General features: G+C 73.0%; 20 protein-coding genes and 1 tRNA gene. 8 read left to right on the top strand and 13 right to left on the bottom strand.

The features are described from left to right. Positions 1-12: 12 nt before the first annotated feature. Both OG309_RS11435 and OG309_RS11430 read right to left on the bottom strand, forming a co-directional pair. The gene (locus OG309_RS11435; protein WP_329420268.1) at positions 13-225 is read right to left on the bottom strand and encodes an FmdB family zinc ribbon protein; all 213 of its coding nucleotides are present in this window, start codon (positions 223-225) and stop codon (positions 13-15) included. A gap of 22 nt (positions 226-247) precedes the next feature. Then, complete coding sequence (locus OG309_RS11430; protein ID WP_443067557.1) at positions 248-1,603, bottom strand: hypothetical protein; 1,356 nt, start codon at positions 1,601-1,603, stop codon at positions 248-250. Between the two features lie 167 nt (positions 1,604-1,770). Here OG309_RS11430 and OG309_RS11425 point away from each other — a divergent pair. Together OG309_RS11425 and OG309_RS11420 are read left to right on the top strand one after the other, a co-directional pair. Beyond that, a tRNA-Val gene (locus OG309_RS11425) sits at positions 1,771-1,842 on the top strand. Positions 1,843-2,029: 187 nt separating this feature from the next. Next, positions 2,030-2,956, top strand: a complete 927-nt coding sequence (locus OG309_RS11420) for a toll/interleukin-1 receptor domain-containing protein (protein WP_329420267.1) — start codon at positions 2,030-2,032, stop codon at positions 2,954-2,956. Between the two features lie 119 nt (positions 2,957-3,075). Here OG309_RS11420 and OG309_RS11415 read toward each other — a convergent pair whose 3' ends face one another. After that, positions 3,076-3,489 carry a hypothetical protein gene (locus tag OG309_RS11415; protein WP_329420266.1) on the bottom strand — a complete coding sequence of 138 codons (414 nt, stop codon included), beginning with the start codon at positions 3,487-3,489 and terminating at the stop codon, positions 3,076-3,078. A 104-nt stretch (positions 3,490-3,593) separates the two neighbouring features. Between OG309_RS11415 and sigJ the strand changes: the two genes are divergently transcribed. Together sigJ and OG309_RS11405 are read left to right on the top strand one after the other, a co-directional pair. Beyond that, entirely contained in the window at positions 3,594-4,508 is a 915-nt protein-coding gene (gene sigJ, locus OG309_RS11410) for an RNA polymerase sigma factor SigJ (RefSeq protein WP_329420264.1), read from the top strand. Positions 4,509-4,595: 87 nt separating this feature from the next. Beyond that, on the top strand, positions 4,596-5,204 hold the full coding sequence (locus OG309_RS11405) for a DUF4231 domain-containing protein (protein WP_329420263.1): 609 nt from the start codon (positions 4,596-4,598) through the stop codon (positions 5,202-5,204). On the opposite strand, the gene OG309_RS11400 is transcribed toward OG309_RS11405, so the two are convergent. Further along, on the bottom strand, positions 5,194-5,643 hold the full coding sequence (locus tag OG309_RS11400; protein WP_329420262.1) for a lamin tail domain-containing protein: 450 nt from the start codon (positions 5,641-5,643) through the stop codon (positions 5,194-5,196). The genes OG309_RS11405 and OG309_RS11400 overlap by 11 nt on opposite strands. Positions 5,644-5,879: 236 nt before the next feature. Next, positions 5,880-6,644 (bottom strand): GntR family transcriptional regulator, encoded by a 765-nt coding sequence (locus tag OG309_RS11395; RefSeq protein WP_329420260.1) that lies wholly within the window; start codon positions 6,642-6,644, stop codon positions 5,880-5,882. A gap of 215 nt (positions 6,645-6,859) precedes the next feature. Between OG309_RS11395 and OG309_RS11390 the strand changes: the two genes are divergently transcribed. Both OG309_RS11390 and OG309_RS11385 read left to right on the top strand, forming a co-directional pair. After that, positions 6,860-7,084 carry a hypothetical protein gene (locus OG309_RS11390; RefSeq protein WP_329420258.1) on the top strand — a complete coding sequence of 75 codons (225 nt, stop codon included), beginning with the start codon at positions 6,860-6,862 and terminating at the stop codon, positions 7,082-7,084. A 31-nt stretch (positions 7,085-7,115) separates the two neighbouring features. Continuing rightward, a complete protein-coding gene (locus OG309_RS11385) occupies positions 7,116-7,409 on the top strand; it encodes a DUF2277 domain-containing protein (protein ID WP_329420256.1) in 294 nt (97 codons plus the stop codon). On the opposite strand, the gene OG309_RS11380 is transcribed toward OG309_RS11385, so the two are convergent. The 3 genes from OG309_RS11380 to OG309_RS11370 all read right to left on the bottom strand — a co-directional run bounded on the left by OG309_RS11380 (position 7,369) and on the right by OG309_RS11370 (position 9,300). Continuing rightward, a complete protein-coding gene (locus OG309_RS11380) occupies positions 7,369-8,010 on the bottom strand; it encodes a DedA family protein (RefSeq protein ID WP_329420254.1) in 642 nt (213 codons plus the stop codon). The genes OG309_RS11385 and OG309_RS11380 overlap by 41 nt on opposite strands. A gap of 60 nt (positions 8,011-8,070) precedes the next feature. After that, complete coding sequence (locus OG309_RS11375; protein WP_329420252.1) at positions 8,071-8,538, bottom strand: DoxX family protein; 468 nt, start codon at positions 8,536-8,538, stop codon at positions 8,071-8,073. A gap of 111 nt (positions 8,539-8,649) precedes the next feature. Then, on the bottom strand, positions 8,650-9,300 hold the full coding sequence (locus OG309_RS11370) for an HNH endonuclease family protein (RefSeq protein ID WP_329420250.1): 651 nt from the start codon (positions 9,298-9,300) through the stop codon (positions 8,650-8,652). A 199-nt stretch (positions 9,301-9,499) separates the two neighbouring features. Here OG309_RS11370 and OG309_RS11365 point away from each other — a divergent pair, with 199 nt between their 5' ends. Then, complete coding sequence (locus OG309_RS11365; protein ID WP_329420248.1) at positions 9,500-10,240, top strand: ABC transporter permease; 741 nt, start codon at positions 9,500-9,502, stop codon at positions 10,238-10,240. Between the two features lie 64 nt (positions 10,241-10,304). Here OG309_RS11365 and OG309_RS11360 read toward each other — a convergent pair whose 3' ends face one another. Both OG309_RS11360 and OG309_RS11355 read right to left on the bottom strand, forming a co-directional pair. Then, positions 10,305-10,970 carry an HAD-IA family hydrolase gene (locus OG309_RS11360; protein ID WP_329420246.1) on the bottom strand — a complete coding sequence of 222 codons (666 nt, stop codon included), beginning with the start codon at positions 10,968-10,970 and terminating at the stop codon, positions 10,305-10,307. Between the two features lie 166 nt (positions 10,971-11,136). Further along, positions 11,137-12,135 (bottom strand): peptidoglycan-binding domain-containing protein, encoded by a 999-nt coding sequence (locus OG309_RS11355; RefSeq protein WP_329420244.1) that lies wholly within the window; start codon positions 12,133-12,135, stop codon positions 11,137-11,139. Positions 12,136-12,418: 283 nt separating this feature from the next. Here OG309_RS11355 and OG309_RS11350 point away from each other — a divergent pair, with 283 nt between their 5' ends. Then, positions 12,419-14,476 carry an MDR family MFS transporter gene (locus OG309_RS11350; RefSeq protein WP_329420242.1) on the top strand — a complete coding sequence of 686 codons (2,058 nt, stop codon included), beginning with the start codon at positions 12,419-12,421 and terminating at the stop codon, positions 14,474-14,476. Between the two features lie 33 nt (positions 14,477-14,509). Here OG309_RS11350 and OG309_RS11345 read toward each other — a convergent pair whose 3' ends face one another. The 3 genes from OG309_RS11345 to OG309_RS11335 all read right to left on the bottom strand — a co-directional run bounded on the left by OG309_RS11345 (position 14,510) and on the right by OG309_RS11335 (position 15,759). Beyond that, positions 14,510-14,986 (bottom strand): GNAT family N-acetyltransferase, encoded by a 477-nt coding sequence (locus OG309_RS11345; RefSeq protein ID WP_402544015.1) that lies wholly within the window; start codon positions 14,984-14,986, stop codon positions 14,510-14,512. 52 nt (positions 14,987-15,038) lie between these two features. After that, positions 15,039-15,371 carry an antibiotic biosynthesis monooxygenase family protein gene (locus OG309_RS11340; RefSeq protein ID WP_329420237.1) on the bottom strand — a complete coding sequence of 111 codons (333 nt, stop codon included), beginning with the start codon at positions 15,369-15,371 and terminating at the stop codon, positions 15,039-15,041. A gap of 88 nt (positions 15,372-15,459) precedes the next feature. Then, positions 15,460-15,759: a DUF6342 family protein gene (locus OG309_RS11335; RefSeq protein WP_329420235.1), complete on the bottom strand. Its 300-nt coding sequence runs from the start codon at positions 15,757-15,759 to the stop codon at positions 15,460-15,462. Between the last annotated feature and the right edge of the window lie 73 nt (positions 15,760-15,832).

The raw sequence follows: 15,832 nt of genomic DNA, 5'->3' as shown, positions 1-15,832 counted from the left end.
GGGCGACCGGCCTCAGCCGCAGCACCCTCCGCCACAGCATCCGCCCCCGCCGCCGCTCGGCGCGGGTGCGGAGCCCTTCCCGCCCCCGACCGCGACGGCGGAGAGCAGCTTGACGGTGTCGTCGTGCCCGGCGGGGCAGGCGGCGGGGGCGGAGGACTCGGCCATGGGACGGCTGAGCTCGAAGGTGTCGCCGCAGGTCCGGCAGCGGTACTCGTAACGAGGCATGGACACAGGTTACGGCGTGCCCCTACGGCTTCCCCCGCTCCTCCCGGATCTGCTCGACGACGTGCCCGGCCGTGGCCCGGATCGCCTCCAGCTCGGTCAGGAAGGCCCAGTAGTCGGGATGCCGACCGCTGTTCAGGGTCCCCACGGCCCGGTCGATCCGGGCGACGGCCTCGTCGAGGGGCCGGGCGTGCCGGGGCTCGGGGGTGGAGCGCCCCGCCATGGCGAGCCGCTGGGCGTCCCGTACGGCGAAGCGGGTGCGGTCGATCTCGGCCTGCGGGTCCTTGGCGACGGCGTTCAGGCGCCGCAGCCGCTCCCCGGCGGCGGCCACGCCCTCGTCGGCGGTGTTGAGCAGGGCACGGGCGGTGGCCAGCAGCGAGGTGGCGTCGGGCCAGCGCTGCTCGTCGCGCGCCTTGACGGCCTCGGCCAGCCGCTCCTCGGCCTGGCGGGCGGCGGTGGCGGCCTGCTCGGGCACGTGCTGGAGGTCCTGCCAGCAGGCGGCCGAGAACCGGCGGCGCAGCTCGGACAGGACCGGCTCGACACCGTCGGCGCGGGTGGCGAGGGCCTGGGCGCGGGTACGGAGCGAGACGAGCCGCTTGTCGATCTCGGCGGCCCGCTCGGGCACCCGGGCCGCCTCGGCCCGTACCGCCTCGGCCTCCCGGAGCACCCGGTCGGCCCGCTGCAGGGTCTCGGCGACGCCGTGCCGCCCGGCCCCTTCGTTGAGCCGGGTCAGCTCGGGCCCGAGCAGCGCGAGCCGCCGCGCGAGCTCGTCCGCCCGGAACCCCTGCTCCCTGGTGGCGTCGAGCGCGACCGCCGCCCCGCGCAGCGCCTGCCGGGCCCGCTCCACGGCGGGGGCGAGCCGGGCCAGCTGGGTCTCCGCCCGGTCGATCAGCGGCGCGAGCCCCTGCTCGAACCGGTCGAGCTCGCCCTTGGCCCCCATGAGCTGGTCCCGGGCCCGCTCCAGCTCGGCCTTGGCACGCCCGGCGGCGGCGGCGTCGAGCTCGTCCCGGTCGAGGTCGTGCCCGTCGACGGCCTCGATGTAGACGTGGCTGACCTCGTCGATCCTCCGCCCCAGCGCGGCGAACCCCTCCACCGCACGCCGGGCGTCGGCGGAGTCGTCGGCGGCGGTGATGGTCTCGATGGAGATCCGCAGCCCGCGCTGCGCGGTGTCCAGCTCGTAGAAGGCCGCCGCGGCGGCGTCCTTCGCGGCCTGTGCCTCGGCCCGCCGGCTCTCGTCCCGCCCGCCGAACCACCGCCGGGTGCCACCCCCGGCGAAGGCCTGCGGCAACAGCGCGACGACCAGCAGCGGCAAAGCGAGCCCCAGCCGAACCACGCTGGTGACCCCGGGCGTCGCCCCGCCCCTGTCCTCGGTCGCCGCCACGTTCCCTCTCCCGTGCTGTGTCCGCCCTGCCCGGTCCGCTACATTCTCCCACCCGCTAGTGACGAAGACACAGCCCCCTCAGTTCGCCCGAACCCCCACCGACTTCCCCGCCCCAACGGGTTTGCGGTCCCCACCGGTCCGCCATGTACGCTGTTGCTTCACTCCACGGGTGCGTAGCTCAGGGGTAGAGCGCTGCTCTTACAAAGCAGATGTCGGCGGTTCGAAACCGTCCGCGCCCACCGACGGGAAGCCCCCGGCCGATCATGGTCGGGGGCTTCTTCGCGCCCTGTGGACGCCTCGCCATCGCCCAGCGCATCGCCGCCGCCCTCGCCCCGGGGCACCCGGTTCCCGACTTCGGCCGAGGCCGGGACCCCGGTCCGGCCCCTCGTGCATCATGGCCACCCACCATGAGGTCCAGGGGGACGCGTGCACATCTTCATCAGCTGGTCGGGCGAGGCGTCGCGGCAGGGCGCGGAGGCGTTACGGGAGTGGCTGCCGTACATGAACCCGGAGATCGAACCGTTCGTCTCCTCCCAGGACATCTCCAAGGGGGAGCGGGGCCTCACCAAGATCGCCGACCGTCTCCAGGAATCCTCGTTCGGCATCGTGTGCGTGACCCGTGACAACCAGTCCGCTCCCTGGATCAACTTCGAGGCCGGGGCGCTCTCCCGCGAACTGGGCGAGAGCTCGCTGGCGCCGCTCCTCCTCGACATGCAGGTCAAGGATCTGGCGGCGGGGCCCCTGGCCCAGTTCCAGGCCACCGACGCCTCGAACCGGGAGGACGTCTGGGCGATGGTGAGGTCCATCAACGAGAAGTGCGAGAACAGGCTGCCCGAGGGCCGGCTCCGGACCGTGTTCGACAAGTTCTGGGGCGAGCTGGCGGAGGGACTGGCCGCCATCCAGGAGGGGGCGCAGGCCACGGACGTGCCCCAGCGGGAGACCTCGGACATCCTCGACGAACTCGTCAAACTGGCGCGTGAGCAGAGCACGAGGATCGGAGTGCTGGAGAAGGCGATCGAGAACTCCGGCGGCAACACCTCCCACTCCCACTACGCGATCTACGAGCCCAGGGAAGTACGCATCGGAGGCGACGCGGACGAGGTGACGACGCTGTCGGCCTCGCAGCGGCGCCTGGCGGCCTCCGCGGCCCGCTTGGTGCAGCAGACCATCGGGCCCGCATACGTGGCGAGCATCCAGAGGAAGGGGGCCGGGATCGAGGTGAACTGCGTCGAAGGCGCCGCCGAGAGGGTCCGCGAGGTGAACCGCGAGCTCGCGGAGCTCGCCGAGGTGAGCGGCCTCGAGATCCATGTGTTCGGCCCGGAAGGGCTGCTGGAGGTCTTTCCGCCGCACTGACCGCACGGCGTCGCCCGCGCCGCACGGGAAAGCGGGCCCGCCCGGGAATCCAGGTGGCGGGCCCCGGCCCTGCCGATCCGCCCGCCACCGCGGTCATGCCTGCCCGACGGGCGGACGGGTCAGTGGGCTCTTCTCGGTGAGAGTGCGGGGGCGGCCAGCGCCAGGACGCTGAGGCCGAACATCAGGACGCCCAGCGGCACGTGCACCGACGGCACGCGCGCGATGCCCAGGATCACCTGCGCCGAGGCGAGCAGCAGGAAGCCGGTCGCGTACAGGATGGGGCGCGGGCTGCCGCCGCCCGGCCGCCACGCCAGGATCGCCGCCAACAGGTAGAGCATCGACGCGCCGTACATCACGCGCGCTCCGATGCCGTGCAGCAGCTCGCCGTGCGCGGAGGTCAGCAGGATGCCCGCCGTCGTCGCCTGGAAGAAGAGGGTGAGGGTCTGCAGGGCCACCGTGACGCGGAGGAACGTGACGGTCGGGCGGGAAGCTGCTGCCGGGGTCTGCGGGGTCCGGGCGGTCTGCGTGGTCATCGTGGGATCCCTTGTTCTGCCGCGTGGCGGTGGGTCGGTACCTTCTCGGTAGTTCGACGACACAGGGGCGTGGAATGTGAGGCGGGGGACGGGGTGGGGGGCGCATGACCGGTCGGTACGCGGGTGACGTCGACGTGCTCGTATCGGAGCGGCGGCGGCTCACCGATCTCGCCTACCGCCTGCTCGGCTCGCTCGCCGAGGCCGAGGACGCCGTCCAGGAGGCGTACGCCCGCTGGTACGCGATGTCGCCGGAGCGGCGGGCGGCCGTGCGGGCGCCGGGGGCCTGGCTGACCACCGTGGCCGGGCGGATCTGTCTCGATCTGCTCGGTTCGGCGCGGGTCCGGCGGGAGCGGTACGTCGGTGCCTGGCTGCCGGAGCCGCTGCCGGACCGTACGGAGTGGGGCGGGGGGACCTCGGTCGACCCCGCGGACCGGGTGACCCTGGACGAGTCCGTCAACATGGCCTTTCTCGTCGTCCTGGAGGCCATGACGCCCGCCGAGCGCGTCGCCTTCGTCCTGCACGACGTCTTCGGGTACCCCTTCGCCGAGGTCGCCACGATCGTCGGCCGGACACCCGCGGCCTGCCGGCAGCTGGCCTCCTCGGCGCGTCGCCGGATCGGTGCCGCCGAGGCGCCCGCCGTCCCCGCCGCGGCCGGGCAGGCCGGTGTGGTACGGGAGTTCAAGGAGGCGTGGGAGGCGAAGGACATCGAGGCGCTGGTCGGGCTGCTCGATCCCGATGCCGTCATGACGGCCGACGGCGGCGGTCTCGTCGGCACCGTCCTGCGTCCGGTCGAGGGCGGCGGCCGGATCGCCGACTACCTGCTCTTCATCGCCGGCAAGGCCCCCGGGCTGCGGCTCCTGGAACGGTCGGTCAACGGCCGGCCCGGTCTGGTCGCCCAGCTCGGCGGCGTCACCGTGACCGTCGCCGCGTTCGACCTCGGCGAGGACGACGGCAGGGTCCGGCGGATCTGGGTGGTGCGCAATCCGGAGAAGCTGCGGCCCTGGAGCGATGAGGGGTGACGGGTGGGGGACGGGCTTTGGGACGGGTGAGGGAGGGGCGCCCGGGGCGGGTTGACTCGTGGGGCGGCACGGCGGTGTACTCCCCGCATGGACCAGGTGGGGGACGCGCCCGAAGTCGGGGCGCAGAGCGGTGAGATGACGCCGCAGGGGTACGTGGAGACGAGGCTCGCGCAGTACCAGGAGTGGTACGACCGCAAGGCCACCAAGATGAAGGCGATGCATCTGCGGATGCGCACCGTCTCGGTGGTCGGGGGCGCGCTCGTGCCCGTGCTCGTCAACCTCGACCTGGGGTTCGCGCGGATCACGGCGACCGTGCTCAGCCTGGTCGTGGTGGCGTCCGTGTCGCTGGAGAGCGTCTACCGCTATCGCGAGCAGTGGAAGAACTACCGGTCGACCGAGCAGCTGCTCGGGCACGAGCGGGTCTACTTCGCCGCCCGCGTCGGGCCGTATCACCGGCTCTCGGAAAGGGACGCGTTCACGACGCTGGTCGCGCGGGTGGAGAAGGCGATCGCCAGCGAGAACTCGGCCACGCTCAACGTCATGACCCTCGGCGGGCAGGTCAGCAGCGAGTTGCAGCAGTACGGGCTCCCCTCGCAGCGCGAGGAGAGCCCGAAGGGTCCGGCCGGTCAGGCCGGTCAGGCCGGACCGGCGGCCGGTCAGGCCGGGTCCGACGACGGTCCCGCCGTCAGCACATGACGTAGTCGACCCGGGTCGAGTTGTACGAGCACGTGTCGATCCGCGCGCCGTTGGACTTGCGCAGCGTCGCCGTGTCCCGGTCGTTGTTCCACACGTACGCGCCACGGCCCTGGTAGAGGTTCGTGGCGCTGTTCGTGCCGCGGCCGGTGCGGACGGTGACCGTCTTGCCCTTGCCGAGGGTGACGTTGCCGAAGGTGTACTTGTGGTTCGACGCGTCCGTCAGCGTCCAGCCCCGCAGGTTGACCGCCGCACCCGTGGTGTTGCGTATCTGCACGTACTCGGCGTTGAGGCTGGCCGTGCTGCGGGTGTCCGAGCCCGGGCTGTCGTAGTAGATCTTGTACAGGTGGACGGAACCGGCCGCCTGGGCGGGCGAGGGCAGCAGGAGCAGACCGGCTGCGGCGGCAGCGGCGGCGGCCGCGACGGTGCGGATACGGAGCATGGGTGTCCCTTGGCGTGGTGGGGCGGATGCGGTGGTGACGGGCCGGGCCCGCCCCGACGGGCGCCCGGCGCGGACACAGAATACGCACGCTCTTCACAAGTTCCCCACCAAGTTCGGGAAATGACGGTGAGGCGGCCGGAACCCGCTCCTGGGGTGGCTCGTCCCCCTCCGAAATCGCCCGCGACAGTGCCCTGTTCCTCGGCAGGGGGGGGACGGTGAGGGGTCCGGGCTCGGCGTCACGCGTCGAAGTCGTACTCCAGGACGTATGACGCCGAGTCCAGCGTCATCTCGTTGAGCTCGACCGGAACGCCCGCCTCCGTGAGGGCCGTCCGGCTGATCAGGATCACCGGCGTGCCGAACTCCAGCGCCAGCCGCGCCGATTCCTCGGCCGTCGGCATCCGGCAGCGGATCTCCTCGCGGAAGTGCACCGGCCGGTGGCCGAGTTCGGTCAGGCGGGCGTAGGTGCCGCCGGGGCCGGTGTCCGGCTCCGTGATCGCCGTGCCCTCCGCGAGGGCCGCCGGGAGGTACGAGACGGAGAACAGCACCGGCTTGTCGTCCAGCACGAAGCGCCGGCTGCGCACGCAGACCGCCGCGTCGGGCGAGGCCAGGCCGAGCACCTTGGCCACCCGAGCCCCCGCCGGAGCGGCGGCCCGGACCTCGATCTCGTCCACGAGCAGGGACCGGTCCTCGATGTCCGCCGACCAGACCGAGCGCCCGGCGCCCCAGTGCGCGTGGGCCAGCCGGGGGATGCCCCGGCGGCGCAGCGGGCGGAACGTGCGGACGAAGACCCCGGCACCCTTGCGGGCCTCCGCCAGGCCCTCGTTGCGCAGGACGGACAGGGCCTGGCGGGCGGTCATCCGGGCCACGTCGTAGGTGGACATCAGATCGTTCTCGCCGGGGAGGCGGTCGCCCGGCGCGAAGTCACCCGACTGGATCGCGGTTCTCAACTCGTCGGCGATGCGCTGGTACTTGGGCCGACGACCGCCGTCCTGGTCAGTCATGGGTGGACCACTCCCTTCCGTCTGCGGGACACCCTACGGCCCGGTTCTGCGGGGTGGTGTACACCTGTGCGCCGTCCCGCGCCGCCGATCCATCCTTCGGGGGACATCTCTAGAGATGCGTTGACACAGGGGGGTCTCAGGGCTTCTCTGGGTGTATCTATCTGATCTCTGCCAGATCGCTGTCAGAACTCTGCGTACGGGGACGGAGGGAATGCGTGCAGCCCGTGCCCGAGGTCGGTGACCTCGTCCGTGATACCGCCACCGGGCGGGTCGGCTTCTACGTCGACAGCGTCTCCGGCCGCTTCCTCATCCGGCCTGTCAACGGCGACTGCGCGTGGGAGGCCGAGCCCGCCGACGTGCAGCTCGCCACGCCCCTGCGGGAGCTGCGTGCCCGGGCCGCCGAGATCAACGCGCGGAGCAGACGGAGCCTCGGCGGCTGACGTTGTCAGTGGGGCGCGTCACACTGGAGGCATGTGCCGCAGCATCAAGACCCTCCGACCGCCGGCCCTCCCCGTAGAGGCCACCGAGGACGACTTCCGCGCCGCCGCCTTGCAGTACGTCCGCAAGGTCTCCGGCTTCCGGGCGCCCGCCGCGCACAACCGCGAGGTGTTCGACCGGGCCGTGGACGAGATCGCGGAGGCGACCGCGCGTCTCCTCGCGGGCCTGGAGATACGGGGCAGCCACCCGCATCCGGCCCATCCGGCCGGTCAGGCCGACGGGTCCGTCAGCCCGCGGTCGCGGGAGCCGCAGCCGGACGCCGTATGACGTAGGCGGCCACCCCGCCCGCCAGGAACAGGGCGAGGACCGGGACGCAGGCGCCGAGCCAGGTCGCGCCCAGCCAGCGGCCGCTCAGCCAGCCGAGCCCGACGCTGTACGTGGCCCAGGCCGCGGCCGCCAGGGCCGACCAGGGCAGGAAGTCCCGCAGGCGGCGGCCCGTCGCGCCGGCGCCGAGGGAGACCACCGAGCGCCCGGCGGGGGCGAAGCGCGCCAGGACGACGAGCAGGCCGCCGCCGCGCGCGAGCGTCTCGCCGAGACGTTCCTGCGCCGCGGCCAGGCGGCGTGAGCGGGCGACGGCGCGGGCCAGCCGGGTGCCGCCGCTCCTGGCCAGGCGGTACGCGAGGAGGTCGCCGAGCATCGAGGCGGTGGCCGCGCAGAGCAGGAGGGGGAGCAGGGCCGGGGCGTACGTGCCCGGGGTGGCGGACACGGCGGCGGCGGAGGACGCCGTGGCGGCCGTGACCACCAGGATGCCGCTCGGGAGCACGGGCAGCAGGACGTCGAGCAGGATCGACGTCGTCACCGCCGCGTAGATCCACGGGCCCGAGGTCAGCGCCTGCAGTGACCACCCCGTGCCGTCGAGCACGTTCACAGCGCCAGAGCCTACGTGGGGGCGGCCCCGGTCGAACCGACCGGGGCCGGAAAGCGGCGCCTAGGCGGCGACCGTCGGGCGCTTCTCGTCCGACGGCGACGGCTGCGCGGCCGCCGGGCCGCGCGCGCCGAAGAGGCGGTCGAGCGCCAGGGCGCCCGGTCCGGTGAAGACGAGCAGCAGGAAGGCCCAGCAGAACAGGGCCGCGCCGTCGCCGCCGTTCTGCAGCGGGAACAGGCCCTCGGGCTGGTGGACGTCGAAGTACGCGTACGCCATCGAGCCGGAGGCTATGAACGCGGCACCGCGCGTCCCCACGCCCAGCAGGACCAGGGCGCCGGCGACGAGTTGGATGACGGCCGCGTACCAGCCGGGCCAGGCGCCGGTCTCCACCGTGCCGCCGCCGTTGGCGCCGCCGAGCACTCCGAAGAGCGAGGCGGCGCCGTGGCAGGCGAAGAGCAGACCGATGACGATCCGGAACAGGCCGAGGGCGTAGGGCTGTGCCTGATTCAGGCGGGTGGCAAGGGTGTTCATGTGGGGGGAGGGCTCCTTCGGTTCGCCGGGCCCTCAGGTTAGGCATCCCTCACTATTACTTGCAAGTTCAACATTCCACGCTGTGAGACGGCCGAGTCGCGGGTGCGGGGGTCAGCAGCCGTTGAGGGTCGACTGGAGCGCGCTCTTCTCCGCCGTGTCGACGCTGAGGTTCCAGTAGTACTTCACGTGCACCCACATGCGGGCGTACGTGCAGCGGTACGCGGTGCGCGAGGGCATCCACAGGGCCGGGTCCTTGTCGCCCTTGGCCTGGTTGACGTTGTCGGTCACCGCGATCAGCTGGGGGCGGGTCAGGTCGTTGGCGAAGGACTGGCGCTGACCGGTCGTCCAGGAGTTGGCGCCCGAGCGCCAGGCCTCCGCGAGCGGGACGACGTGGTCGATGTCGAGGTCGGAGGCGGTGGTCCAGGTGGCGCCGTCGTACTCCGAGTACCAGCTCCCGCTGACCGACGCGCAGCTGGAGTCGGTCACGACGTTCACGCCGTCCCGCTTGAGGACCGTCTCGCGGGTGTTGCAGGTGCCCGACTGGGTGATCCAGTGCGGGAAGAGGTCGCGGCTGTAGCCGGTGGAGGAACCTTCCGCCTTGACCGTGAGCGCGGCGAGGTAGGTACGGGCCGTGGCGGCGCTGACCGGGGTGGGCGGGGCGGCCTGGGCGGCCGGGGCGGTGGCGAGCAGGCCGGTGGCGGCGAGGGCGGCGGAGGCGGCGGCGACACCTATTCGACGCGCGTAGACGCTGGCGACGGACATGCGAACTCCCTTGATGTGGGGGGACCTTGGCCATGGCCGGCCCCCGTGCGGGTGCGGAGGGGCGCCGGACGGCCCGGCCATCGTGACGGCGCCGGGTTTCCGTGGGGGGTGCGCCAGGTAACAGAGTGGCGACATGAGCACGTCACATCAAGGGGTGTGACGTGCCGACAGTTCCCGCACGGGGTCCTAGGGTTGGCGCGTGCTCGTGGACGTGAACGTGACATTCGGGGCGGTTCTCGCCGTTCTGCTCGCCCTCGCCGCCGGGGTCGTCGCACTGGCCCGGCTCGGCCGCGCCCGCGACACGCTCGTCGCCGGAGTCCGCGCGGCCGCGCAGCTCGTGGCCGTCTCCCTGGTGATCGGGTGGGTCGTCCGCTCGGTGCCGCTGCTGGTCTGCTTCCTGTTGCTGATGTACGCGGTGGCGGTGCGGACCGCGGGCCGGCGGATCGTCCCGGCGCCCGGCCGGGCGTGGCGGTGGGCCGCCGTCCCGATCGCGGCGGGCGTGCTCCCGGTCGTCGCGGCGCTCGTCCTCACCGGTCTCGTACCGCCGCGCGGCATCACGCTCGTCCCGGTGACCGGGATCCTCATCGGCGGCGCGCTCACGGCCACCGTCCTCGGCGGGCGCCGCGCCCTCGACGAGATCCGGGGGAGGTGGGGGGAGGTCGAGGCGGGTCTCGCGATCGGCCTCCCGGAACGGGAGGCCCGCCTGGAGGTGGCCCGCGAGGCGGCGTCCGACGCGCTGCTGCCCGGCATGGACCAGACCCGCACGGTCGGGCTCGTCACCCTTCCGGGCGCCTTCGTCGGCATGCTCCTGGGCGGCGCGTCACCGCTGCACGCGGGCGCCGTGCAGCTCTTCGTCCTGGTCGCCCTGCTCCTGGTCCAGGCGGTGGCGGTCGCGGTGACGCTGGAGCTGGTGGCGCGGGGGCGGCTGGTCCGGGCCTAGGGCCGGGCGTGCGGGCCGGGCGGTCCGGACCCGGTGTGAAGGGCCGGACGCGCCCTGGGGCGTCCTACGCGAACGTCAGCGTGATCGTGCCCTCGGCGCCCGGCTCGACGCGCAGCCGGGTCAGGTCCTGGACGTGCGCGTCCGGGGCGAAGGCGGCGGCGCGGGGGCCGACGCCCACCACGCGCATGCCGGCCGCGCGGCCGGCCTGGATGCCCGCCTCGGAGTCCTCGAACACGACGCAGTCCTCGGGGGCGAAGCCCAGCTCCGCCGCGCCCTTCAGGAAGCCCTCCGGGTCCGGCTTGCTGGCGCTCACGCCCTCGGCGGTCACCCGGGTCGCCGGCATCGGCAGCTCCGCCGCGCCCATCCGCGCCCGGGCCAGCGCCTCGTCGGCGGAGGTCACCAGGGCGTGCGGCAGCGTCGCGAGGGCGGCCATGAACGCGGGCGCGCCCGGCACCGGCACGACGCCGTCGAGGTCGGCGGTCTCCTCGGCGAGCATGACGCGGTTGTCGGCGAGGTTCTCCTCCATCGGCCGGTCCGGCAGCAGGACCGCCATCGTGGCGTACCCCTGACGGCCGTGCACCACCTTCAGGGCCTCCACCGGGTCGAGGCCGTGGCGCTCCGCCCAGCGCCGCCAGCAGCGCTCCACGACGGCGTCGGAATTGACGAGCGTGCCGTCCATGTCGAGCAGGAGGGCACGTGCGGTGAACGACGCCGGGGTGGTGGCAGTCATCAGGGATCTCCAGGAGGGGTGGTCGGAGACGAGATGAGGCAGAGGGGTACAGAGCGGTCCCGCCCGCCGGTCAGGGAGTGCGGGCGGGGCCACTTTGTTTCTCCACGATACAAAACGGGGCGGCATCCGCGCCAATCCGTCCGCATCACGGGACTCCGGCCGCCCCTCAGCCCGTCGTCTCGGCCTCCAGGGCCCGGCGCGTGCTCGGCCCGTAGACGCCCTCCGGGTCGTCGTCGATGTACTTGTACGACTGGAAGACCTCGACCGCGTGCTCCACCTTCCTGGTGAACTTGCCGTCCTCGGGCCCGTTGTACAGCCACAGCTCCTTCAGGCGCCGCTGGAGCTCCGCCACCTCGTCCCCGGTGGAGCCCAGGCTCAGGGTCGCCGCCTCCGGGTCCTCCGTGGCGCTCGGGGCCACCGCGGGCGCGCTCGACGGCGCGGTGGTGGTCTTCGTGGGGCGCGCGGGCGGAGCCGTCCCGGTGGCGGACGCCGAGGCCCGGGTCGTCGCGGGGGAGGTGGAAGCGGACGCGGTGGAGGTCGCCGAGGTGGTCCGGGCGGAGGGGGAGGCGGTCTCCGTCGGGGTCGGCGCGGTGCTCGGCTCCTCGGAGACGGCGACGTTGTCGGACGCGCTGGTGGTGACCTCGGGGACGGCGGCCCGGTCGTCGGTGTTGTCGTTCCCGCCGATCATCGCGGTCGCCATGACCGCCGTGCCCACGACCGCGGCGGCGACCACGCCCGCGATGACCACGGCCCGGCCCCGCCCGGAACGCCGGCGCCCCTCGGGGGCGTACGCGAGCGTGTGCGAGACCTCCGGGACCCCGTCGGTCCCGTACGCGGCGGCGCCGGCCCCGGCGGCCCCGTACGCGGCGGTGTCGGCCTGCCCCGCCCCGTACGCCTGCCCCGCCTCGTACGCCTGCCCCGCCCCGTATCCCTGCCCTGCCCCGTACGCGGTCCCGCGCCCCTCGCCGTACCCCCGTCCGGCCGCCCCCGGGAGGAGCAGCGGCATCGTCTCGGACGGGTCTCCGGTCAGGTGTGGGGCGGGGACCTCCGCGGGCAGCGGCCCCGCGAGCGGCCCCGGCCCGCCGGGCGGCCCCGGCGGTACGGGCGGCGGCATCGTCGTCGCCTCCTCCGGCGACTCCAGCGTCACGTACGGGCGGATGCGCAACGGATCGAAGTCCTCCGCCGCCGCCACCTCCGCGGCCTGCGCCTCCGCCCGGGCGCAGGCGCAGCCAGGTCTGTGTACACCGCATTCAGGACAGGCGTGTCCGGACATCGTTGGTTCCCTCCCCGGTTCAACTGCGAGCGATTATGCAGCCAGCCCGCCCCGGCAGGGTGAACAGCTGTGCCCTTTCGCCGGTCTTCCGCAGGCCATACCCGGGCAAAGCAACCAGGATGGAGGCGTACGGAGGGGGGGACGAACCCCAGCGGCCCGGCCGGAGGAGACGCCCATGGCCCAGGAAGTGCGCGCGCCGCGCGCCGGCGGCGACCCTGTGCCCGGGGAGGGCCGGAGCCACCGCACCGTCATCATCGCGATCGGCGCACTGCTGCTCGGCATGCTGCTCGCCGCACTCGACCAGACCATCGTCTCCACCGCGTTGCCGACCATCGTCAGCGAACTCGGCGGCATGGAGCACCTCTCCTGGGTCGTGACCGCCTACATGCTGGCGTCGACCGCCGCCACGCCCCTGTGGGGCAAGCTGGGCGACCAGTACGGGCGCAAGAAGCTCTTCCAGAGCGCCATCGTCCTCTTCCTGATCGGCTCGGCGCTCTGCGGCATCGCACAGAACATGCCCCAGCTCATCGCCTTCCGCGCGCTCCAGGGCCTCGGCGGCGGCGGGCTCATGGTGCTGTCGATGGCGATCGTCGGCGACCTCGTGTCGCCCCGCGAACGCGGCCGCTACCAGGGCCTGTTCGGTGCGGTCTTCGGTGCCACCAGCGTGCTCGGGCCGCTGTTGGGCGGGCTGTTCACCGAACACCTCTCCTGGCGCTGGGTGTTCTACATCAACCTGCCCATCGGCATCGTCGCCCTCTTCGTCATCGCCGCCGTGCTGCACATCCCGGTCGGCGGCACCCGCCACACCATCGACTACCTCGGCACCTTCCTCATCGCCTCGGTCGCCACCTGCCTGGTGCTGGTGGCCTCCCTCGGCGGGACCACCTGGGCCTGGGGCTCGCCGCAGATCATCGGGCTCGCCGTCCTCGGCGTCGTCCTGCTCGTGTGGTTCGTGTACGTGGAGCAGCGGGCCGCCGAACCCGTGCTGCCGCTCAAGCTGTTCCGGATCAGGACCTTCAGCCTGGTCTCCGTCATCAGCTTCATCGTCGGCTTCGCGATGTTCGGCGCGATGACCTACCTGCCGACCTTCCTCCAGATCGTGCAGGGCGTCAGCCCCACCATGTCCGGCGTCCACATGCTGCCCATGGTCGTCGGCATGCTGCTCACCTCGACCGCCTCCGGCCAGATCGTGTCCCGTACCGGCCGCTGGAAGGTCTTCCCGCTCGCCGGCACCGCCGTCACCGCCCTCGGCCTGCTCCTCCTCCACCGGCTGACGGAGACCAGCTCCACCTGGGAGATGAGCGTCTACTTCTTCGTCTTCGGCGCCGGGCTCGGCCTGGTCATGCAGGTCCTGGTGCTCGTCGTGCAGAACGCCGTCTCCTACCAGGACCTCGGCGTCGCCACCTCCGGAGCCACCTTCTTCCGCTCCATCGGCGCCTCCTTCGGCGTCGCCATCTTCGGCACCGTCTTCACCAACCGCCTCACCGACAAGCTGGCGGCCGCCCTCGCCGGGCAGCAGCTGCCCCCCGGCGCCGGTGCCTCGCAGATCGCCGCCGACCCCCGGGCCATCGCCGCCCTCCCGCCCGAGCTGCGCCCCTCGGTGCTGCACGCGTACGCCACGTCCATCACCGACGTGTTCCTGTACGCGGCGCCGGTCGTCCTGATCGGCTTCGTCGTCGCCTGCTTCCTGAAGGAGGACCCGCTGCGCGCCTCGGTCACCGCGCCCGACACCAGTCAGACCCTCGCCTCCAACCCCGTCGAGCGCTCCTCGTACGAGGAGTGCGCCCGCGCGTTGTCGCTGCTCGGCTCCCGCGAGGGGCGCAAGCAGGTGTACGAGAAGATCATCGCGCGCGCCGGGCTCGACCTGCTGCCGGCCGCCGGCTGGCTGCTGCTGCGGGTGCGCCGGCACGGTGCAGTGGAGCCCTCCCTGCTCGCCGACACCACCCCCGTACCGCTGCGGGTGATCACCGAGGCGGCCCGGCAGCTGGAGGAGCGGCGGCTGGTGGCCAGGGAGGGGATCCAGCTCGTGCTCACCGAGGACGGGGCCCACACGGCCGTACGGCTCGCCAAGGCGCGCGAGGACTCGCTATCCGATCTGCTCGGCGACTGGTGGGGGCCGGACCGTCCGACCGACCTGGTGCAGCTCGTCGAGGAGCTGACCGCCGAACTCGGCGGCTCGGACGGGGAACGACCCCGCTCGCCGGAGCCGCCGGGCGACCACCACGCCCCCTGAGGCGGGGCGCCGCGCCCCGGGGCGCCCGAGGGGTCAGAGCTCCTTGCCGTACCAGATGTCCATGTACGGCCCCGAGCAGTACGCGGGGATCTCCGCGTACCCGTGCCGTGTGTACAGCGCCCGCGCCTCGACCAGGTCGAGCCGGGTGTTGAGGACCATCCGGCGTGCACCGAGGCCGCGCGCCGCGTCCTCCAGGCCCTGCATCAGGGTGCCCGCGCCGCCCTTGCCACGGAAGCCGTGCCGCAGGAACACCCGGGTCAGCTCGGCCCGTTCGGCGTCCAGCAGGAGCACACCGCCGCACGCGGCCGACTCGCCGTCGTGGCGCCCGACCAGGAACTGGCCGGTCGGCGGGGTGAGCAGCTCGACCCCGTCGGCGGTCAGTCCCTCGTCGATCTCCGCCTCGGTCGCCGGGCGCTTCCAGTACCGCCCCGCCACGTCGCCGTAGTAGGCGCGGCGCAGGGCGGTGGCGTCCGGGGTGCCGACGTGCTCGGGGGTGAAGATCCAGGTCATGCGCGCCATTGTGCGGCGCGCACGTCCCGGGGCGCAGCCGGGTTTCGGCGGCTCAGGCCTTGGGGGCCGTCTGCTGCACGACCTCGAAGGACCAGAGGGTGGAGCCGGTCGCCGCGGGCTTCGGGCGCTCTGCCCCGCCCTCGCCGCCCGCGGTGCCCTGGTGGGCGGCCTTCATGGAGCCGTTCATCCAGTTCTGGAAGTCCTCCTCGCTGCGCCAGCGGGTGTAGACCAGGTACTGGTCCGTCCCCTCCAGCGGGCGCAGCAGCTCGAACCACTCGAAGCCGTCCGAGCCCTCGACGGCTCCGGCGCGGGACGCGAAGCGCTGCTCCAGGACCTCGCGCTGCTCGGCCGGCACGGTCAGTGCGTTGATCTTCACGATGCTCATGAAGGGCAGGATATGACCGGGGCGGACGCGGTCCGGACAGCGGTCGGCCGCCCGGCGCTGTCGCGGTCGGGCGGCCGGGGAGCCGCTTCTAGTACGTGAGGTCCTTCTGGTCGGTGATCAGACGGCCGGCGATGTGCAGGTTGCCGTCGGAGTCGAGCACCGCGATGATCTTCTTCGTCGAGCCGTGGTGGGTCGTGAAGTAGATCTTGTCCGCCTCCTGCGAGGAGGAGAGGTTGGTGTTCACCGACAGCTCGATGCTCACCGGCGAGCTGATGAGCACGTCCTTCTTGGGCGAGGTCGGGTAGACCTGGTTCTGCCGCAGCTTGACGCGACCGTGGGTGTCGCCCTCGCTCCAGTCCGTCGCCAGTCCGAGATCGATGTCCGCCATGAGGCTTCCTCTCCAGTGCCGGCGGGCCGCCCGGCAGGGCGGGCCCGCTCTCCGGTGAAAAGAGCTCCGTGCG

It is taken from the genome of Streptomyces sp. NBC_01268, assembly GCF_036240795.1.
GTDB lineage: Bacteria > Actinomycetota > Actinomycetes > Streptomycetales > Streptomycetaceae > Streptomyces.
The sequence above is the reverse complement of the archived record's forward strand: the minus strand, read 5'-3'. Positions and strand labels throughout refer to the sequence as shown.